At 51.7% G+C, this 20,628-nt stretch carries 20 protein-coding genes; 11 read left to right on the top strand and 9 right to left on the bottom strand.

Annotated elements, in window-relative coordinates:
- The first annotated feature begins 47 nt into the window (after window positions 1-47).
- Genes MY494_RS07615 through MY494_RS07605 form a run of 3 tightly spaced genes read left to right on the top strand, consistent with a single transcriptional unit; the run spans window position 48 to window position 3,492 of the window.
- Entirely contained in the window at window positions 48-1,013 is a 966-nt protein-coding gene (locus MY494_RS07615; protein ID WP_247909631.1) for a DUF563 domain-containing protein, read from the top strand.
- Window positions 1,010-1,981, top strand: coding sequence for a glycosyltransferase (locus MY494_RS07610; protein ID WP_247909630.1), 972 nt, complete (start codon window positions 1,010-1,012; stop codon window positions 1,979-1,981). Before MY494_RS07615 ends, MY494_RS07610 begins: the two co-directional genes overlap by 4 nt.
- Window positions 1,981-3,492, top strand: a complete 1,512-nt coding sequence (locus MY494_RS07605) for a hypothetical protein (protein WP_247909629.1) — start codon at window positions 1,981-1,983, stop codon at window positions 3,490-3,492. Before MY494_RS07610 ends, MY494_RS07605 begins: the two co-directional genes overlap by 1 nt.
- Window positions 3,493-4,496: 1,004 nt before the next feature.
- Here the strand turns inward: MY494_RS07605 and MY494_RS07600 are convergent.
- Complete coding sequence (locus tag MY494_RS07600; RefSeq protein WP_247909628.1) at window positions 4,497-5,717, bottom strand: hypothetical protein; 1,221 nt, start codon at window positions 5,715-5,717, stop codon at window positions 4,497-4,499.
- A gap of 516 nt (window positions 5,718-6,233) precedes the next feature.
- A complete protein-coding gene (locus tag MY494_RS13310) occupies window positions 6,234-6,710 on the bottom strand; it encodes a DapH/DapD/GlmU-related protein (RefSeq protein ID WP_371820714.1) in 477 nt (158 codons plus the stop codon).
- An 829-nt stretch (window positions 6,711-7,539) separates the two neighbouring features.
- On the opposite strand from MY494_RS13310, the gene MY494_RS07595 reads away from it, so the two are divergent.
- From MY494_RS07595 to MY494_RS07560, 8 genes are all read left to right on the top strand, one after another.
- Window positions 7,540-8,673 carry a DegT/DnrJ/EryC1/StrS aminotransferase family protein gene (locus tag MY494_RS07595; RefSeq protein WP_247909627.1) on the top strand — a complete coding sequence of 378 codons (1,134 nt, stop codon included), beginning with the start codon at window positions 7,540-7,542 and terminating at the stop codon, window positions 8,671-8,673.
- Window positions 8,670-9,902 carry a glycosyltransferase family 1 protein gene (locus tag MY494_RS07590; protein ID WP_247909626.1) on the top strand — a complete coding sequence of 411 codons (1,233 nt, stop codon included), beginning with the start codon at window positions 8,670-8,672 and terminating at the stop codon, window positions 9,900-9,902. Before MY494_RS07595 ends, MY494_RS07590 begins: the two co-directional genes overlap by 4 nt.
- Before the next feature lie 265 nt (window positions 9,903-10,167).
- Window positions 10,168-11,223, top strand: a complete 1,056-nt coding sequence (locus MY494_RS07585) for a hypothetical protein (protein WP_247909625.1) — start codon at window positions 10,168-10,170, stop codon at window positions 11,221-11,223.
- A gap of 656 nt (window positions 11,224-11,879) precedes the next feature.
- Window positions 11,880-12,662 (top strand): hypothetical protein, encoded by a 783-nt coding sequence (locus MY494_RS07580; protein ID WP_247909624.1) that lies wholly within the window; start codon window positions 11,880-11,882, stop codon window positions 12,660-12,662.
- A gap of 59 nt (window positions 12,663-12,721) precedes the next feature.
- Window positions 12,722-13,822, top strand: coding sequence for a glycosyltransferase (locus MY494_RS07575; protein WP_247909623.1), 1,101 nt, complete (start codon window positions 12,722-12,724; stop codon window positions 13,820-13,822).
- The gene (locus MY494_RS07570) at window positions 13,815-14,651 is read left to right on the top strand and encodes a glycosyltransferase family 2 protein (protein WP_247909622.1); all 837 of its coding nucleotides are present in this window, start codon (window positions 13,815-13,817) and stop codon (window positions 14,649-14,651) included. The genes MY494_RS07575 and MY494_RS07570 overlap by 8 nt, the downstream gene beginning before the upstream one ends.
- Entirely contained in the window at window positions 14,648-15,850 is a 1,203-nt protein-coding gene (locus tag MY494_RS07565; protein ID WP_247909621.1) for a glycosyltransferase family 4 protein, read from the top strand. The genes MY494_RS07570 and MY494_RS07565 overlap by 4 nt, the downstream gene beginning before the upstream one ends.
- 11 nt (window positions 15,851-15,861) lie before the next feature.
- Window positions 15,862-16,713, top strand: coding sequence for a glycosyltransferase family 2 protein (locus MY494_RS07560; RefSeq protein WP_247909620.1), 852 nt, complete (start codon window positions 15,862-15,864; stop codon window positions 16,711-16,713).
- Here MY494_RS07560 and MY494_RS07555 read toward each other — a convergent pair.
- The 7 genes from MY494_RS07555 to MY494_RS07525 form a co-directional block, all read right to left on the bottom strand.
- Window positions 16,655-17,947: a sugar transferase gene (locus MY494_RS07555; protein WP_247909619.1), complete on the bottom strand. Its 1,293-nt coding sequence runs from the start codon at window positions 17,945-17,947 to the stop codon at window positions 16,655-16,657. The genes MY494_RS07560 and MY494_RS07555 overlap by 59 nt on opposite strands.
- A gap of 347 nt (window positions 17,948-18,294) precedes the next feature.
- On the bottom strand, window positions 18,295-18,495 hold the full coding sequence (locus tag MY494_RS07550) for a photosystem II reaction center protein J (protein ID WP_185186412.1): 201 nt from the start codon (window positions 18,493-18,495) through the stop codon (window positions 18,295-18,297).
- A gap of 15 nt (window positions 18,496-18,510) precedes the next feature.
- Complete coding sequence (locus tag MY494_RS07545; RefSeq protein WP_185186411.1) at window positions 18,511-18,630, bottom strand: photosystem II reaction center protein L; 120 nt, start codon at window positions 18,628-18,630, stop codon at window positions 18,511-18,513.
- A gap of 11 nt (window positions 18,631-18,641) precedes the next feature.
- Complete coding sequence (gene psbF / locus MY494_RS07540) at window positions 18,642-18,779, bottom strand: cytochrome b559 subunit beta (RefSeq protein WP_010314382.1); 138 nt, start codon at window positions 18,777-18,779, stop codon at window positions 18,642-18,644.
- Between the two features lie 3 nt (window positions 18,780-18,782).
- Window positions 18,783-19,031: a cytochrome b559 subunit alpha gene (psbE, locus tag MY494_RS07535; RefSeq protein ID WP_185186410.1), complete on the bottom strand. Its 249-nt coding sequence runs from the start codon at window positions 19,029-19,031 to the stop codon at window positions 18,783-18,785.
- An 88-nt stretch (window positions 19,032-19,119) separates the two neighbouring features.
- A complete protein-coding gene (locus MY494_RS07530) occupies window positions 19,120-20,103 on the bottom strand; it encodes a photosynthesis system II assembly factor Ycf48 (RefSeq protein ID WP_247909618.1) in 984 nt (327 codons plus the stop codon).
- Window positions 20,104-20,112: 9 nt separating this feature from the next.
- Entirely contained in the window at window positions 20,113-20,514 is a 402-nt protein-coding gene (locus MY494_RS07525; RefSeq protein WP_247909617.1) for a rubredoxin, read from the bottom strand.
- Between the last annotated feature and the right edge of the window lie 114 nt (window positions 20,515-20,628).

Raw genomic sequence — 20,628 nt, 5'->3', positions numbered from 1 at the left:
AAGAAACCTTTCGGCCCAGACAGGTCTCAGCATGTTTGCATGAACCAATGGCCTGTCTGACGCCTGAGCTCAAGATCAGTGGCCGGCAATGGTTAATCCAAGCCTCAGCAATAGCCAAGGTGAGTTTGCAGTCCGGCTTGTTGCGATTTGGCCAGCGGCGCCTTTATGAGTCCAACAGAACGAATGCGGTCGCCAACGTCCGCCGTTGGAGGCGTGCAGGTGCTCTCCCTCCAGGCTGGTGGCACAGGACTCGTGATCCTCAGCGCTACCAACAGCCTTTGCTGTTCCTCAGCTCCCACAACAATCCCAACTACTTTCACTGGTTGACGCAGCCGGGCTTATCCCCTTTGTTCCTTCAGGAGCATTTCGGCCTTAACCCACTCCCGGGAGCGGCACTGGCTTTGAGCCATCGGCCAAGGCGTTTACTCCCGTCCTATGTGGCACCACTGCTGGGGTTTTTTGCTTCAGAACTGCCTGTGGTCCAGGGCGTTGCGTTGGCCTCTGAGTCTCTCTGTCAGTTCGCAGTGCAGGAGCACAGCAGTGAGGTAGTGGTCAGTCCGGCTCAGTTGCATTGGCTCCATCGCCGTTGCCGCGATCAGCTTCAGTCTTCACGGCAACCTTGGCGTCGAGTCTTGATCTCTCGGCAGCGAAGTAGCCGTCGCCGTTGTTTGAACGAAGATCAGCTGCTTGCTGCCTTGGATCCCTATGGATTTGAACGGCACTGCTTGGAGGACCTCAGCGTGACCGAGCAGCTGCGCTTGTTCTCAGAAAGTGCACTGTTGGTCGGTGCCCACGGGGCAGGTTTCAGCAACCTCGTTGCTTGTGGACCTCAGGCGAGCATTGTGGAGTTCCTGCCTCGGCCGGCTGCCTTTTGCCATTACTACGCCATGGCGGATGTCCTTGGCTTAAGCCACGGGCATCTTTTGGCGACTCGCTGCGACTTGGAGACCGATGACTTCACGGTTGCTCCAGCGGATTTGCTTGAGCTTTTGCGGGAGATGGAATTGTTGTGAGTGATCTCATCACCATCGTGCTTCCTGTCTATGGGCGCCCTGAGTTGTTGCGTGAGGCATTCGAGAGCGTTTATCTTCAAGATGATCCCGATTGGCGCCTTTTAATCGCTGATGATGGTTCGGATGCGCAGACAGCCGAGCTCATTCAGCAGCAAAGGTCTGATTCCCGCGTCAAGGTGGTCAGGCGCCCGACGAACCTGGGCTTGTTTGGCAACCTCAATGCCGCGATCGATGAGGTCGAGACGCCTTGGCAATTGATTCTTTGTAGTGATGATTGCCTAGAGCACCAGGCGATTGGCCAGCTCAAGAAGGCGATTTCCTCTGCGCCGGAGGTGAGCTTGATGCTGTCGAGCTATCACTCTATCGATGCCAATGGCGACTTCCGCACTGATGTCAATGGCGCTTTTTACGATCGTTTTGCACCCATCACGCGATTGTTCGAACCCGGTGCATTACTTCAGCCGTTGCTGCAATATGGGAGCATCAACGGCAACATCACCGGCCTACTGATCCGGCAATCGTTGTTCCGTGACGCAGGACCGTGGCGCGCCGACTGGAGCCAATCCGCTGATTGGGAATGGCTGATCCGGGCCAGCTCGCAAACCTCCGTGCTCTTGCGCCGCGAGCCCATCGCTCGAGTGCGCGTGCATGAGTGGCAGTTGTCGGTCAGCAATCGCAAGTTACAGCGCGAGAACCTTGAAACTCTTGAGGTCCTCAGCGGGCTCCTACGGCATCCCCAGTTGCAGAGCTGTGGCCGGCGCCGGCGGTGGGCGGCGCACCATGCGCAGTTCTTGTTGTGGAATGTGATCAAGGCTTTGCCGCGGTTTGGTATCAAAGCAACTGTCCACCAACTCGCTTTGATCCAAAGGCACGTGGGTCTGGTGCCGACTGCGTTTGCGTTGCTGAGCACTTTGCCAATGCGCTTCAGAATTCGCGGTACAGATCGCCCCCTGCTACCGCCCACCTGATGCGTTCCCGTTTGCAGCAGCTATTGGGTCAGGCTTCCCCCTGGGTCCTGCAGCCCCAGCGCTCAGCGCTGGCTTGTCTCGGTCTTTGGCTGCTGAGCCTGCCGCTGACCTGGCAGCAGCCCTGGTTGGCATTGCTGGGATTCACCGCGGTCTGGGGTTTGACCGTTGCGTTGTGGTTAGAGGCACCGTTGCTTCAAGCACTGCCCCTGCCACCGCTCACAGTGCTTTTCATTGGCCTATGTCTGCGCTGGGGGCTTGGTCCACTGTTCTTGGCATTGGGAGGCAGTGGAGGTCATGCTTTTGTCGAGATCTGGATCCGCTACGGGCCGCCGGCGCAGCTGCTTTGGTTGAGCCTGACGGCTGCATTGCTGCTATTGGCCTTGCCGCAGCGGCGGGCGATTGCCCAAGCGGCGAGGGCTCTGCCCCAGGCGTCATGGTCTGTGGAAGCGATCAACCAGCCTCGATTGCGTGCGCAACTGACCGCTCTAGGTGTGCTTCTGAGCCTCTACATGGCGGTCTACATCACCCTGTCAGTGCTCTCCGGTGCTTTTGACCGTCAGGTCGACGCCTATATGAGCTGGACCCAGCAGCTTTGGCGCTTGGACACGCCTGTGGCGGCATTTTCACGCTTACGTGACCTCTGGTTTTTACTATTTCCTCTCTGGTGGCGACTCCTGAACCGTTTGGGGCGTTGGGTTTTAGGCGCCGAGATGCTCGCTTTTCTGGCAGCAGCTCTGTTGAGCGGATCAAGGGGGTTGCTGTTTTATCCATTTCTGCTTTTACTTTTTGGCCTCTGGTTTGTCCTGAGCGACCCCCGCCGCTTGCGTTGCTTTGCACTGGCTTTGGCGGTGCTTGTTCTAGTGTTGTCTCCGCTGATTTATGTTGTACGGGAGAGTTCCGCTTTTCAGCGGGCTGATAGCTGGACTGGCCGCCTTCAGTCTATTGGTTCGTCCTTGATACAACCAGAGCCGTTGTTGGCTAAGGCGCGCTGGTTGGGTCGGGATCTCTATGCCTGCCATGACCCCTACCTCTTCACCCCCGAAAACCGAGACCAGCCCCTGGTCGGTTCTCGGGGCTTAGGCAGCTTGGTTTATCTCTGGGTGCCAAAGCATGTCTTGCCTGACCAACCCGTTCTATTTGATGGACATCTGATTGCCAAGCAACTTCAGCGGGTGAAGCCCAGCCCTTTGACCCAGGTTTGGTTCCCCTGCTTCAGCCTGCCTGCAGATCTCATGAGGCGCTGGTCTGTGCTTGGATTATTGCTGGGCTCGCTGGTAGTGGCAGCCGTTGTGCAGGTCTTCTTCCGTCTTTGGTATCGCAGCATCAGCGTTCCAGGAAGCACATTCCAGATCTTGGTGGTTCTCCTGCCGGCGACCTATCTGCAGTCTTTTCCCTTCGGAACTGTTTCGGAGACTGCCTGGGCTTTGCTTTGGGAATTGCCAAAATACCTATTCGTCTTCTGGGTGATTGGTACCGCTATTGACCATTGGTTCACTAGGGCAGAGGCTTGATTTCGAGGGTCTTGTATCTGAATGAGTCCTGTCAGGACTGCCTCGCCCATTCACTACTGCGTGGTCTGATTCTCATCGCCGAAGAATTCCGTCTAATCCACCATGTTGAGTCATGAATATCGACGGGTTTCTTCCGAAGCCCTCACTATTGCAGCGGCTAAGACCACGCTCTCCACAGTGATCCGGTGCACCATTTGTTAATGCTTGCAAGCTGATTGACATTGATATGGATCATCTTGAAGGTTTATCCGGCATTGGTGGTTGCTGCAGGGGTTTGAGACTTGCAAAGTCCCTGACCCTGATGGTGCGCCCCACGGTTGAAAGAGGTGCGGCAATCAGCCTGGTGCTGCGCCTGAGGGTACAGCGATGATGACGCCTATGCCTTCCTGAAGTTGCTGTTGATCGAGCGTTAACCGGTGGCTGAGCTGCCTTTTGCGTCGATCCACTAAGGCGGCTGAGTGGACAGCGCAATTGCAGGCCAGCCACTTTTCAGTGGTGCGGGGCTGATCAACGTCAGCTCTTATAGATCAACCGATGGATCAGCTTTCTGAATTTAACGATGCATAGGACCCAACTAATAGATATAAGTCTGGTCTTGGGCTGAGTATGCACGGTATGTGAGGTTAGAGCGTCGGAGTTGAATCCTGTAGCATGACGACTCGAAATCTCACTTCTCCTGCAAATCCTGCCGAGACAATGCAACTAGATAAGTCTTTAGCATGTCATACAAGAAGTCAATGTGATCTCTATGGAAAGTCTTCACCGATCTGAGTGGTGACCAAAAAGAAGGACTCATGAGATAGGATCTCTATATTTGCAACGAAGAATCCTCTTGCCGAAAGAAGCTAGAGCTGCTTTAGGCGTCTACGTAGAGAGGTGTTTCAACGCTTATCGTTAATCTAATCTATTCATAATGTATCCTAGCCGTTCAACTTTGCAGGCGCGTTCCTGTGTCTGACTGCGACAACGAAAAACCACTTTATCAAACCTATTCGCAGTAAACATCAATAAGCCTCGAACGTGAAGTTCGTCAATCGTGACTGACGGTCTCGCAAGTCTCTAAAGAACGATACTTCCCTGCAGTCACTTATTATCCTTACGTCTTCAAAGCAAGACATGTTAACCATCACAGAACTGTATATCCCAACAACTTTTTTTACTCTCAGGCACTTCTTTAGGCACTCGATTGGGTACACAGACTTCACCTCATCATCTATGTAGTCGCTTATCAAGTACACTCTATTGTAGCCGATCTCCGCTAAGCGACTAATTATGCTATCTGCATATAGTCTAATGCTTGACTTGGAAGCAAACTCTTCAACTGCCGGGTGCAGTTTTAAGAGTATTAGTTCATTTGTAAAGCAGTGATACTTGCACATCCGAGTATAGATAGATACCATGTCTTTCTTGCTCAACTCCTCATGCAACTCATGGATATTCGTATACTGAGCAATGTGCTCAACCAGTAAGATGCAGCTTCCATTGGCAATCAACCTGCCACCATCCTTTAATTCTACGAAGACCTGCAGGTCTTTATATTCTAAAAGACTATGAGCTCGTGCTGGGATCCAGCTATACCCGCACTTTGCGATGCTATCTTTGCAAAAATCAGTGTAGACGGTACGTACAGCACCAACAAAGAGAAACCTACACACAGTCCTGCAAGACCACCGACAAACCTTTAGCAGACTTTCTAGTGTGATACCGTCTTCTAATAAGATATGCCTGAACTTGCTTAATATCTTGAACCCATTGTCTTGCATTCTTTGACTACCAAGTAACTCCCTGGATCCTGCATCTGATGGACAGTGATCAATGTTGATGCACTCATAATCACCCTGATACTTCATAAGGTCAAAGATAGGAGAATCTTTTTGAGCAAACAATCTGATAACTGGTTGAGGCCCTCGTGCTGATGCAGCAACTTCTTCCTCAATATGAGAAATGACTCTTCTTATACTTTGTAAATTCCATACGACCGCTTTTAAAGCCTTGGCCAACCGACAACTATTCACTTCTATTCGATGATTGCGAAGACCAAGCTCTAAGAACTCGACCTTTTGATCATTTAGTATTGATCGTATTACGTCATAATATAATCCGTCAGTGCAAGCCTGATACTTAATTGCATAACAGACGTCAATCTGGAAATCTCTGCTGACACGTTTAACAGCCAGAGCTTCTTGCGGGCTTGAGATGCAATAGACATTGTAATAACTGCTCATGGAGTCTCTCTCTCTTGATGCATCCTATCGTAAGAGTAGGATACATCTCAGTGTATGCGTGGATAAAGTATCCACCTCTATTATTCCCAAATACATAATACCATTAAGTACTCATTACCATATTGGCGGTGCTAGTCCTTGTAAAGAGCCTGCTGTCTAATCGCCTATCAACAATACAAATCTATCATTACTGATCCATCTGTTCCATTTGCTATGAATTCAGCATTTTCACCGGTGCTATCCCACTTTAATGTTTGAACACAAGCCGCAGTGTCCTATTCTGCCCGACCATTGCCTATTCGATCTGAACCATATGAGTTGTCAAATCTAAACTCACCGCAAGGTCTGTAGTCGAGAGTAAATTATATCGTGCATTTAAATGCTTTTGCCTTTACATCCAATGTCTCTTATACTTCATATGGGAATACCTCTGGCATCTTGGCGGCTACTAAGCTTTTAGATCACAACTTAAGAATCAGTTGATACTCTACTGCTGGCTTTCTCCAACAGATCCATTCATGAAGGACTTTCCTGGAAACGTAAGCCAATGGCATGAGCTGGGTGACCGGTCGCGTATGAGTTACTTGCTAAGTCACGGGTAACCACAGAGTTTGAAACGCAGAAAGTATTCTCACCTATATCTACTCCTGGCATTACTATACAGTTTAACCCAATCCATGTATTAAAGCCTATCGAAATCTTTCCTAGCCTGAAATATCCTTTCTCATAAGGATATACCGAAATGACCGCTGCCTTGTCATTAGGGTTGACGTGTAGGCTTGACAGTGAATATAGCTTTGTGCATGCACTTAGAACGCAATTGTCTCCAATCGAGATCCCTCCGTAGCCCATTAATATGCAATGCTGACATATATGCACGTTATCCCCAATGTGCACTGCACCCAACTGATTGTAAAGGCCTACTTCTTTTCCGTGCAACACATTACCGGACAGTTCTGCTCCAGACGATATAATACATCCACGGTCTATCATTACGTTGTCCCCTACGCTTATGAATTTGCAGCCTTCTATCTCAACGCCAGATAGCACAGTAAACCTTTTGCCGCAGGACTTAAATCTTAGCTTGTAATAAGCCCGTCTTAATATTATGCCAGTCGTGCCAGGCATGTAAATCAGTACCATCTTGGCCACATCTCTAGCAATAATCGCTGGCGTCAAGAAAGCTTTTGCTACTTGATTGACGAACGAACGCCTCATGCGCTCTGAACTCCTAGTTCAGATCATTCTTGCACAATCTCGCCTTTGCGCCCAACAAAATCGAAAATAGATTCGCCTTTCCTGGTTTTCATCCCCATGTTCTCCCACTTATCATGCTAAGATAAGGCGTACATTCTAACAAGATGACCAACAGCCGAGGTATACTCGAAATAGCGTCTCGTAATTCGCCATCCGAGATCCTTGCTATATATGTGTCAGCTTCATACTCCTTGCAATCCCCTATTGAGTTCTTGACTCCTGATTCATTTTCTCAACAGCTTGGGCTTATGAGGAGACCCTCCGGCCACGTTATTACCCCACATATTCACCTTCCCACATCGAGAAGCATCAGCTTCACCAGCGAAGTGCTTATCCTTCGATCCGGTCGCGTGCAGGTTGATTTCTATGAGAGGACAAAAGAGTACATTTCTAGTCTTATACTAAGTGCAGGCGATATATTAGTATTGGCACGTGGAGGTCATGGTTTCAAAATCTTAGAAGAAGCCGAGATCATCGAAGTCAAGCAGGGGCCCTATGCTGGGGAGTCTGATAAGGAGCGGTTTTAGCCTTTTTCCGTTACACTTACTCTATTAGAGCCACTGCAATGACGCGCGACTTTATACCTGTAAATACTCCTCTCTTGCAAGGCAAAGAGTCTCTATACCTGCAAGATTGCATCGAAACTGGCTGGATTTCCTCAGAAGGCGGCTATGTGTCCGCATTTGAGGAAAATGTTGCACGATATGTCGGCCGCAAATACGCAATAGCCGTTTCTAATGGAACTGCAGCACTAGATGTAGCGGTCGCATCTCTAAATATTGGTCCAGGTGACGAAGTAATCATTCCCTCCTTTACAATCATATCCTGCATTCACCAGGTCCTTCGATCAGGGGCCACCCCTGTTTTTGTTGATTGCTTTCCAGATACATTTAATATCAACTCTTTCCAGATCGAGTCCCTTATAACACCACGTACAAAAGCCATCATTGCTGTTCATATATACGGGTTGCCGGTAGATCTAAACCCTATTCTTGAGATTTGCAATTCGTACGGTATCCACCTTATCGAAGATACTGCTGAGATGCTTGGGCAAAAGTATTATGAGCGTCGTTGTGGCTCTTTTGGTGATATAAGTACCCTCAGTTTCTACCCCAACAAGATCATTACAACAGGAGAGGGTGGAATGATTCTTACAGATGACCCTGGAATTGCCGAACGATGCAGAAGCCTGCGTAATCTTTGTTTTTCGGAATCTAACCGATTTGTACATACAGAACTTGGTTGGAATTATCGTATGTCTAATCTTCAGGCAGCAGTCGGCCTTGCTCAGCTAGAAAAAATCGACACAGCACTTGACCGCAAACGCTATATCGGAGCCACTTATGACCAGTTGCTTTCTGATATTCCTGCAATAAAACTACCTGTGGCATCAACCTCTTATGCCTCAAACATCTACTGGGTCTATCCTGTTGTACTTGATAGCAACCTTGGTCTTTCAGCTAAGGAATTTGCAGCTTCTCTGAAGAGGCACGGCATTGGAACTCGTCCATTCTTCTACCCGTTACACCTTCAACCAGTTCTCTCTAACTATGAGAGTCGTCACTCTACAGACCTGACCACATGTGAATCACTACACGAATATGGTCTTTACATTCCATCTGGCCTCGGCCTTGACGACCATCAAATATCAATTGTATCAGAGTCTATTCATCTAATCTTGGAACCCTATATCTCATGAAGCCACTTAAAGTTGCTGTTATTCTTGATCAGCCAATTCGTAGTGGTGGTGGTTTTCAGCAAGCCCTTAATGCGGTACTTCTTGTAAAAGCCCTTCCCGCAACACTAGTCGATCCACTGTTCGTTACGACTGTCCCTTCCAATCTTCAGACTCTTAGTAGTATCAACATTACTCCCATTGAATTCTCACCCTCGAGACTTACTTTGGCATTCTCTTATATTCGGAGATTCATAACAGAACCATACTGTTACAACTTCTTGTGTAAGTTTTACCCATATAGTCCTTTCGAGCATTTTCTCCGTCTCCACGATGTTGATCTTGTTTACTTCCTTTCTCCTTCTTCTTGGTCCAATGACCTTGATTCTCTTAACTTTATAATTACACTTTGGGATCTCTCCCATCGAGATGACCCTGAGTTTCCGGAAGTTCGTAATAGTCGTCAGTTCCACCACCGTGAACGTATTTTTCGGTCAGCTCTTCCACGTGCAACAGCTGTCCTTGTGGATTCATCTTTAGGTAAGCATAATGCTGAGCGTCGATACGGTCTTGATGAGTCACGAGTGCATGTTGTGCCCTTTGAAGAGTCACCTTACTTGTCAGGACGACTAACAGAAACAACAGAGAGTGTCACAACTGATATGACTACATGTTCGTTCTCGGTTCCCGAGACATTTATTTTTTACCCCGCACAATTTTGGCCACATAAGAACCACATATATATTCTAAGAGCCCTATCAATCTTGAGGGAGCAACACAACGTTTGCCTCCCGGCTGTCTTTGTTGGTGGAGATAAGGGTAATCTTTCGTACATACGAGACACAGTAAGGTCTTTGGCTCTCGAAGATCAAGTTATTATGCCTGGCTTCGTGTCTTCTTCGGATATAACTTTCTTGTACAAAAATGCACTCGCACTTGTTATGCCTACTTATTTTGGCCCTACAAACTTGCCACCTCTTGAGGCTTTGTCAATGGGAACGCCACTAATATACTCTGGTTCTCCAAGCCTTTCAGCTTTTGTTGCAGGCGCTGCCCTTTTGGTCGACCTAAATGACCCTTCTGATCTTGCCGCAAAGTTATCTCAAATCTGCACAAGTCCTTTAGAGAGGTCTCGCTTGTCTTCGGCAGGTTTAGCATTTATGGAAAAGCGTAGGCAAAGTTTAAGTTCTTCTCTGCTAGTTCTTCAGCAGATCCTGCAAGAGTTTCGATCTCGTCGTTCCTGCTGGCGTTGACATTTGCAATACACTTTGAGCCTGTACTTAATTTCTGTATTTACTTCCGCACAGATCTCAAGCAGCGCCGCCCCGTGCCTGGATTCTTGCTGGCTGGCTGGCTGTTTTTGTCAGCCGTTGTGCAAGTTCTGTTCCGTCTTTATCTTTATTGTCCCCGCCTCAGGTTTTCTGGCATCTCTTTCCATCTCTTCCTGGCTCATTTGCCGTCTACCTATCTTCAATCCTTTCCCTTTAGAACGGCTTCGGATACGCAGTGGTCTCCCTTTTGGGTACGACAGAAATACCTGCTCTTGTTTTGGGTCATTGGTGCCGCTGTTTATTGCTGGTTGAGGAGGGCAGAGGTTTGATATCCCGGGTTTTGTTCCTCACAGAGTCTCGAGAGGACTATCTCGCCGACTCCCTTCTGCATGGTCTGGTTTCCTTGGGGCTTGAAGTTGTCGACTACCCGCGTAAGCATGTGTTGTATGCGGGGCAGGAGACGTGTTCCGTTGCACCACAACTTGGCGTCCGTGGCCATGGGTTCACCCTCTACGGATTGTTATCGGATCGTCCGGTTGACCGAACCTTTGTGATCCAGCGGCTTGAGACTGGTTGGTTTGATCTGGTTGTGATTGGTCAGATTTGGCGTCAGTGGGGGCAACTCCTGGATTTAGCGCCTCTGCTGCAACAGGTTCCCGTAGTGCTGCTCGATGGGGATGACGATACGCGTCTTTTTCACCGCAGCGGTACCCGGGTTCGGCGTTATGGCTGGCAGCCTTTCCCCATACGCTCAGGACTCTGCCTCTACTTCAAGCGGGAGTGGCAGGGGGAGGCCGGTAAAGGCCGTCGATGTCGAGTGTTGCCAGCGAGTTTTTCTATCCCCGCGGAGAAGCTTCGTCCGTTTGACCTTTCTAGCAAACAGCAGCGGTTGGCTAGCCATTGCGTGGATCCTGAGGTCGCCCAAGCCTGCGGTTTGCATACCTCCTACGCTTTTGCCTCCGAGCAGGCTTACTACGACGATCTGGCAGCATCGCGCTTTGCTGTGACGACGAAGCGGGGGGGCTGGGACTGCCTCAGGCACTACGAGATCGCGGCAGCCGGTGCTGTTCCCTGTCTCAGGCAGTTAGAGGCCAAACCTGCTGCTTGTGCTCCTCATGGACTGCTTGCGGGTGTCAACTGCGTCAGTTATCAGAGATGGGCTGATCTCCGGCAGCAAATGGACGCATTGGATGCGGATCCAGCTGGTTATCAACAGTTGCTTGAGGCCTCTCGGAAATGGGTGCTTCAACACACAACGATTGCCTCGGCAGCGCGTTTGCTTGAAGCTGTTTCCTTGCCATGACTTCAGCCTTGCGTCGCGGTTGGCTGCATTTGGCAAGCGGAGCTGGGCTAGGCCGTCTGTTCAGCTTTGGCAGCAATCTGCTGCTCAGCCGTTGGCTGGGGCCAACAGACCTGGGTTTGTTCAACCTTGTCACAACTACGGTCCAAACCGGTGACACCTTGGTGCGGTGCGGTGCGGATTACGCCCTGAATTATGAATTGGGAGGAGATCCTCAGGCTACCCAGCGGGAATTTGGGATCCAGCTGGTGAGGTCCCTCTCCCAGATCTGTAGCGCTGTGTCGTTGCTCTTGTGTGTTGCGCTGGGGATTTGGCTTTGGTTCGGTCGAGCTCTCTTTCCTGCTTCCATTACTTCCCCGCAACGTTGGGTCTGGAGTCTGATGCTCCTGGTGATGGTTGGTTGCGAGGGTGTCTCGGCTTCTGCCTGGGAGGTGCTCCTGGTCAGCCGGCAGACCGCCCTGCTCTCCTTGAGACAAGGGCTGTTTTTCCCGTTACGGCTGCTTATGGCTGCCGTTGGTTCCCTCACGCTGGGTGTCTCAGGCGCGTTGGGAGGGTGGTGCTTGGTGGCTTGTCTCCAGTGTTTTTGGCTGAAGCAGAGGCTCGGCCCTCTGTGGACGCCGTTGCGGCTATGGCCACCGTTGCATGTCGGCGCACGTCAGTTGCTGAAACGGGGCTTGCCTTTCTACGGGGCCAACTTGCTCGCTTCATTGATTTTCTATCCGCTGCTGTTGCAAGTGGCTCGTGGCAGCGGACTGGTGGAGGTTGGTTATCTACGGGTTGGTCAGATCTTGCAGCAGTTGTTTGCTTTTCTCCCCGCCACCTTGGTTCCAGTCTTGTTTCTTCAGCTTCGTATGGAACTCGCTTTTCAGGTGCAAGTCAAGCGTCTAGAGATTCCCTTGCGTCTGATCTGGTTGTTGCTGTTGCAGGTACTTCTTGTCTATTGCTTGTGTGATCAATGGTTGCTGGGAATTCTTTTTGGTGCTGGTTTTGAGGCTGCCTTGTTGCCCACGCGTCTCCTCTTACTGACTGCATTGTTTGAATGTCTCGCGCAACTCATCGTGCAACCGCTCTTGGCCCAGGGAAAGACTCGTCTTTACGGTTTCTGGCAAAACGGCAGCGCACTCGTGGCTGCACTCGTGGGCTGGCTCTGGATCCCCAATGCAGGTCTAGCTGCCTATCTGCTGGTTCGTCTGCTCTATGTTTTGCTCCCCTTGCTTGGTTTTATTTGGCCCGTCCTTCGACATCTGCAGTTTCCAGAGAAGATGCTTCCCCTCGCCTTCTTGAGCTTGGCTACCTGTTTCGTGCTTTTGGCTCAGGCGCTCAGCCTGCTTAGCTTGTCTTGGTCGATGCCATTAGCACTGTTTGGATCGATGTTGCTCCTTCTGCTCCAATGGAGTGACGTGAAGGTGTTTGCGCAGTGGCTGATGCCGGACCATCTCTGATGAGAGTGCTGCATTTTCTACCGGTGTACGCCCCCGCTTGGCAGTTTGGCGGCCCTGTGATGAGTGTCTCTCGACTCTGTGAGGGGTTAGTACAGCTCGGAGTCGAGCTGCGCGTCATCACCACGAATGCCGGTTTACCTGACTTCCCAGTGGAAAAACTTGGCAGGTCTCAGCTTGTGAATGGTGTCAATGTCACCTATTACCCCGTTGATCGGTGCGCAGGGACGATTCAATCTCAAGCGCTAGTTGCGGCATTGCCAGAGCAGATGGCCTGGGCCGAAGTGGTCCATCTCAGTTCGATCTGGCAGCCTCTAGGTCTGTCAGTACAGTGGGCCGCTTATGCCGCTGGGATCCCTGTGATCCAGACTTTGCGCGGTGCCCTTGGTCCCTACTCTTGGAGACGTGGGTGGTGGAAAAAAATTCCTTATTTTCTGCTCAAAGAGAGGCCTTTGCTGCAGCGGGCTGCTGCATTGCATTGCACGACTGATCAGGAAGTCAGGGAGATCAGTTGGTTGCGCTTAAAAGCACCTGTGAAGGTGCTTGCCAATCCGATCGCGCTGTCCCAGCTGCACTCTGATTCTGCTGTTGGAAAGGCCTGGCGTGAGCAAATGTCGTTGCCCACTGATCAACCACTTCTCCTTGTTGCTGGTCGACTGCATCATAAAAAGGGGTTGGACCTCCTTCCTGAGGTGCTCAACGCTCTCGCCCATATGCCCTGGCAGATCATATTTCTCGGCGATGACGACGATGGTACTGGCCGCAACCTGCGTCGAAAGTTTGGTGATTTGGGCTTGGCCAGTCGTTGCCATTGGCACCCTGCTCTGCCGGCCAGAGAGCTGATTTCTCCCTACAACGCGGCTGATTGGTTGCTTCTGCCCAGTCGCCATGAGAATTTTGGCAATGTGGTTATAGAGGCTCTGGCCTGTGGCTCTGGCTCTCTGATTTCTGACCGGGTCGGTGTGGCAGGTTCATTGCGCGGTTCTCCTGGAGTTCTTGTTGCAGAGCGGTCGAAACACGCCTGGGTCCAGCTGCTTGAGCGTGCTTTGCGCTCACCTAGGCCGGGTCTAGGTGCAGAGGAGTGGGTAAAGGAGCGCTTTTCTACTCAGCTCATTGCGCGCGAAGCCCTGCAGCTGTACGCGGCTGTACTCAATCATGGCTGATCAGCCCACGATCGCCGGGGTAGTCCTTACCCTGAATGAAGAACAAGACCTTGGTCGTGCCCTGAAATCTCTGAGCTGGTGCGATGAATTGCTTGTGCTGGATAGCGGTAGTACTGACTTAACTCATCAGGTCGCAGAGCTCCACCAGGCGTCCTTTATTCAGCATCGCCAAGATGCCCCATTCTTGATTACAAACCAGCGCAACTGGGCCCTTGACAACTGCGGATTATCCAGTGACTGGGTTCTTTTCCTCGATGCCGATGAAGAGGTGGGGCCGCATTTGGTTCAAGCGATACAGGCATGTGTGAAGTCCGGCACTTCCATTGATGCTTATGAATTGACACCACGCTATTGGTTCTTGGGACGATGGCTGAAGCGAACCCAGGGTTACCCTAACTGGCATCCTCGTCTCGTTCGCCGAGGACACACCCGCTTTGAAGGTGGCGTTTGGGAAAGCTTTGTGGACGGCTCTAATATAGGCCGGATATCGGTTCCTTATGAACACTATGCATACAGCAAAGGGTTTGATGACTGGATAGAGAGGCATCGGCGCTATGCCAGCTGGGATGCACAGCAGATCGTGGCCTTTTTAACGACCCGTTGCAGCGCGACCCTGTCAACCCGGCGTTGGCGGAGGATCAGGCTGCTGTTTTCCCAGCTTTGGTGGCTACGACCGCCGTTACGATTTCTCCAAAAGTATTTTCTTCAAACAGGTTTTCTTGAGGGCTGGCAGGGTCTTCTGTTCGCACTGATGATGGCTGGTTATGAACTAATTATAGTGATCAAGGTCATCGAGCTTCTGCGTAGGCAGAAGGAGTTGCCTTTATGACAGGACCTTCTACTCAGGCCAAGGAGCTGATCATCCTTACAGAGCACTTCTGGCCAAGTACTGGTGCGACTGCCCAATTAGTAAGTGATCTGGTTGACGACTTGCACGCTCAAGGTTGTTGCCTGCGTGTCTTAACCTCAACTCCAGGTTCTTCTCGCTCGAGTTATCCGATTCATCGATTCTCGTCTTCATCTAAGGTCTCTGTTGGCATCCTAGGAAAACTCATTGATGGTCTTCATTTTTTTCTTGGAAGTACGTATTGGCTTTTGCGATATGCCCGCACTGACCAAGGTCTTCTCATTGTCTCCAATCCACCCTTTATAGGGCTCGTTGGCCCACTGATGTCTCTCCTCAGGCAACTACCCTACGTCTTTTTGCTGCAAGACATCTTTCCGCGTTCCGCTGTTTTAACGGGAGTTTTGCCGGCGAAGGGGCCTTTGTCTTGGATCTGGCGACAATTACTTGCTCTAGTTCTGAGTGGCAGCCAGGCGACGGTTGTCTTGAGCTCCTCGATGATTTCTCGATGTCGCAAAGAATTTGGTGACCATTTCCGTTTGGTATCGATCCCTAACTGGGCAGTGGTGCCTGTTTCTTCTTCTCAGAAGTCTCTTAATTCTTTGGCACAAGAATGGGGTATTGATTCAGTCTTCACTGTCCAATATTCAGGTAACTTCGGTCGTCTTCACGACATTCTGACGATCCTTGAGGCCGCACGCTTGCTCGCGGACCGTCCCCTTAAGTTCGTCTTCGTGGGGGGAGGAGCGAAAAGATCCCAGATTCAGGCCTATTGTCAGGCCTACGGTCTTTCCAATGTCATTCTTCAGCCCTATCAACCGCGCGAGCAGCTGTCGACGAGCCTGTCGGCCTGTGATGTTGCACTTGTCAGCCATATTTCCGGTTCAGAGGACACTGTTGCTCCTAGCAAGCTCTACGGCATCCTTGCCTGCTCAAGGCCTGTCTTGTTAATTGCTAGCGAGGAGTGTGAACTTGCCCGGATTATTGACCAGGCAGCTTGTGGTGTCGTTATTCAGCAAGGAGACGTCCAAGGCCTTGTGGGTGCGTTGCTCATGCTCCAAGCTGATCCCCAGCGTGTCGCTACCATGTCTGAGCAAGCTGGAGCTCTTTATCAATCTCAATTTGGTCGTGATCGATCCACTGCGGCCTATTTAAATCTTTTCCGGCAGTGCCAAATGATCTGAGCTTGCGGTCTATGAATCCTCTTGTCTCAGTCATTACTCCTTATCGGAACGCCAAGCGCTTTCTCTCTGGCTTCGTCGATTCGCTTCAATGTCAAACCTCTGAAGATTGGACCTGTATCATGGTTGACGATGGCTCCTCAGATGGTGGGCCTTCATTTCTTGCGGAGCTAGTCGCTGATGATCCGCGTTTCCAGCTTATTAGCAACACCAATCTAAGGCAATGGCCTGGGCCGGCGTCGGCTCGAAATTGTGCCTTGGCGCATGTTACAACTGATTATGTAGCTTTTTGCGATGTCGACGATTTATGGCATCCCCAAAAACTTGAGCGCCAGCTGGCATTTCATTGCTCTAATAATCTTGAGCTCACGGTTTCTGCGTATGCTCGATTTATTGATGGTCAGATTGATCAGCCACCGCAACGTGTTGTTTGCCCGCCAGCACAGTTGGTGTCTCGGGATCTCTTTGGTCACAATCCAATCCCAATGCTGACGGCTATCCTTTCAGCTGACCTGGCACGCATCGGTTTTTCCGAAGTTTCCCACGAGGACTTCTTGTTTTGGCTTGATCTCTTTAAGGCACGCCCTTCGATACGCTATGGCTGTTTACCTGAAATTCTTGCCTTCTACTGCATTCACCCAAGGAGTCTCTCGAGTCAGAAAGCCGCGATGCCTTTCTGGGCCTATCGAGTCTTCAGGAACTCTGACCAATCTCGTTGTCGCAGTCTATTTTCCCTCTTCTTCTGGGTCATGGACCACATCTTGAGCAGAGTCTTGGCTCTTAGGAGTTCAGTGGGGGCCAGGCTTTCTATTGAGGAGCTTTTGGGGAGGCCCCCTTTGCTCCTGAAACGAGTCGAATGGTTTTGAGCGTAATCAGGAAATCAAGGAATAGGCTGGAATTGCGAAGGTAGTAGAGGTCGTAGCTCAGTTTCATTCGACTGTCTTCAACACTTGCCCCATATGGATAGCAAACCTGGGCCCATCCGCTGAGTCCTGGGCGAATCCAGTGTCGTATCCGGTAGTGAGGGATAAGCCGTTCCAGGTCCTGCTCGATTTCGGGTCTCTCGGGCCGAGGTCCGATCAGACTCAGATCCCCATTGATGACGCTGATGAGTTGAGGTAGTTCATCGATTCGCGTGGCTCGAAGGATTCTCCCCACGTTGGTAATCCTTGGATCTCGTTGTGAAGCCCATTGGGCACCAAGGGCTTCTGCGTTGACCCTCATGCTGCGTAGTTTCCAGATGCTTATCGGTCGCCCATAGAGACCGCTTCTGATCTGGCAGTAGAACACTGGACCCCGATCTTCCAGCCAGACGAGTAGCCCTCCAAGAATCAGAAGTGGAGTGGAGATGATCAGCAGTGCAGCTGCGCCACACACATCGTATAGTCGCTTCACCCGCCAGTTCAAGCTCCCAGGACGTAGTCCAAAGCCCTCGGCCTGAATGAGCCATTTCGCCTGAATCAGCTCAGGCGGTATCCGTTGCAGTTCTTGCTCGCACCAGCTCAGCAGCGGGACGATTTGCTCTCCATTTTCCCTAAGACGAAGAAGCCTTGTGATCAGCTCTTGATCTGAGGTCTGCAGATTCCCTACCCCGATTGATAATCCCTCACCACTGGGAACTCGAAACCTCTCGCCTATCTGATCTGTATTGCAGATCAAACAGTTCCTCTTTGTAGTCAGCGACTCATTGCCAAGTTCTCGCTTGATTACACTGCACTCGCTTTCATTGCTAACCAGGATCCACTTCTTCCTCTTACTAGAGAGCTTCAGAGCGCCCATCTGTCCCAGACTCGAGAAGGCTACGGCATATCCCACTAACGGGATCATGAAGCCACGAAAGCGGGTTTCCGCATCGACGATCTGATACATCCAGGAGTGGCCGATGAAAACCAGCAGAACTCCGCAGGCGGCCAGTAAGGTTTCAACGAAACGACTTAGTCCATAGTTCTTGCCTTTGGTCTCTGCCAGTGAGTAGCGCCCAGAGAGATAGGAAATACTCAGCCATGTCGCTGTGATGACGAGCAACCCTTGGCTCCAGCCCTCCCATTCCCCCAGGCGTCTCAGGTAAGTGAGGTTGTAGCTGATGTAGAGCGAGCCCACGTCCCATGCGGCTAAGCCCATTAAGGCGATACGGCGCTTGAGCCAGGGGGCTCTCCAAAGCATTTACCTGAACCAACCAATAAGACCTTAACTCTTCTCTCTCCGGTTTTCAGAATGAGCATGAGACACTTTGTCTCGTTCACTTCGTGTCCTTAGACATGAGCACACGGCTCTCAAACGGGGCGACAACCTCAACTGCACCCATTCGAAATCAATGAATATATCAACTATTCTGATATCCTAGTTGTTGCTACTAATGGTTAGTTTCTGATTCCTCTTTGATGTATCTAATAAAAAGCCCGCACTCTTTGAGAACGGGCTCAGAAGACTCAGCCAATTAAAGTGTTTCAGGCGGAACCAACGCCGGTATAGGCACCATAAAAGAATAGACCTACTACGAAGATAACAGCCATGCCTCCCGCAGTGGCCACAAGCCAGAGTGGAAGTACTCCTTCAGTCCATCGCGATTTCCAGGCCACAGCGGGCCGGCCATCAGGGAGGCGATCAGGGATTCTTCCGTCAGGAAGTCCGGATTTCTTGCCGCTCATCTCAGATCCTCCTGATCAGTTGAAGAAGTAGCTGGAGAACAGAATCCCGCAGGTGAAGACGAACAGCAGGCCCAGGTAGAGGCTCGTGCGGTTCAGTTCAACCGGCAGGTTGTTCGGGTTGGGGTTGCGTTCCATTGACTTGGACCTCAGCGGCGGACGAATTGCATCGCAGCCAGGGCACCCAGGAAGAACACCGTGGGTATGCCAAGGGCGTGTACTGCGAGCCACCGGACCGTGAAGATCGGGTAGTTGCGCGGAGTGGTGCTTGCGGGGACTTGAGTCATGGCTTATTTCAGGCGCTGGTCGAGCGAGGACTTTGCGTCATAGCGCTGACTAACCACAGGTGCCTTGGCGTCTTGAGCCTGGAAGTAAGCATCCGGACGAGGGGTGCCGAAGGCGTCGTAGGCGAGGCCGGTCGACACGAACAGGAAGCCTGCCAGGAAGATCGACGGCAGGGTCACTGCGTGGATCACCCAGTAGCGGATGCTCGTAATGATTTCGAAGAACGGGCGTTCACCCGTAGAGCCGGCGGCCATGGTCTGGAAGCGTTCAGCTGTGCGATCTTAAAGGGAAGCAAGCGGCTAGTGAGATGTGTCCGGCCGCTTGGTTACAGAGCGTTGTTGCTCAGCCGATCCAGCGGAGCAGCGAGCCTCGCTCGCCGAGGACAAAGCCCTTGCCATCAGCGAAGAAAGCGATGTGGCTGAAGTTGGTTGGTTGCTTTTCGCCCACAGGATCCTTCTGCCAGGTTTTGCCCTCGTCCTGACTCACCAAGAGTGTCCCACTGCCGCCCCCGGCCCAGATCGCACCGCTCGGATCCCAGGCCATATCGAGGTAGCCATAGCCATTGGTGATGGGCACCACCGGCTTGCTCCATTCGTCGGGGTTAGCGGCGTCGTCGTTGAAACGCAGTTGAGCGCCCCTTGCCACCATCCAGAGATTTCCATTGGGCTGGAATCCCATCGCCTGCAGGCGTTGGCTGCTTTCCCGTTGATGTGGTGTCCAACGCGCCTCGCCTTCGTTCCAGGTCGCGAAGAAGTTGCCGAGGCTGCTCACGCTGATGTAGTTGCCTTCCGGGCTGCGGCGCAGATCACGCACTGCCCCTGCGGCGTCTTCCACTTGGGCCTGCCAGGAGCTTCCCGCATCATTCGTCCGATACACCGCACCGACATTGGTTGCCAGTTCCGCGCTGTTCCTGCCGAGAGCCGTGACCATGTACGGCTCGCCCGGCAGCTTCGTGTCGAGGAATAAACGGCTCCAATTCTGTCCAGCGTCTTCGCTGTGGAGCAGTAGGCCGGGTTGACCGACGATCCAGCCTTCGTCCCCTGAGAAATCGACGCTGATCAGACGGAAGTTCTCTTCCTCAGGCAGGTCCAGGGCCATTTCCGTCCAGGACGCACCGCCGTCGTTGGTCTCAAGGATCAAGCGGTTGCTGCCGACAAGGAAACCGTGCTGGCTGTTCGTGAATGCCAGGTCCAGCGGGTTCGACTTGGTGTGGATGTCGACGGCTTCCCACGGACTGGCTTGCGCCGTCGGCAGTGAGGTGCTGACGCAGCCAGTCAGCGCAATCGCCAACAGGAGCGCGGTCAACGACGAGAGCAGGCGTTTCATCAATTGAACTCAGCGAAGGGAATACAGAGAGAGGAAAAAGGCGATCGCCAAAGCAAAGCCGCCAAAGATCAGGACATTCTTCTGTCCTGGCGTCAGGGTGTTTACGCCAAGCCCGTAGCCAAGGTTCTCTTCAAAGCCGCTGGGCTTGTTCCGGGGCCCAATGTCTTTGAAGGCGAGCGTTTTGCTGCGGCAGACCGGGCAGCGGAAGCTGTTGGGGTCGAGAGCGCTGAAGGGCGTCCCTGCTTGGATGGCGAGCTTTTTGACACCCTCATCGGGGTCGTAGACGAAGCCGCAGGCGCGGCACTCGAATCGGTGCGTGTCCGGGTCGTCAGTGGCCTCAACAGCGATCTCAGCGCTCTCTGCTGTTGGTTCTGGCGAATTGAGTTCCTCCGGGAGGGTGTCCTCGCTCATCGGCAACCACGGATCTGTGTCGAGGACTCTAAGAAGGTCGAGTCCGGCTAGGCAGCGTCTTCAAGGTTGAGGCTGCTTCTTCTCAGACGCTCTCCGTACTGAGAGAAGGATTGT

This window comes from Synechococcus sp. A10-1-5-1, assembly GCF_023115425.1.
In the GTDB taxonomy this organism is placed as follows: Bacteria; Cyanobacteriota; Cyanobacteriia; order PCC-6307; family Cyanobiaceae; genus Vulcanococcus.
Note: the sequence above shows the minus strand (reverse complement) of the source record. Positions and strands in the feature narration are given on the sequence as shown.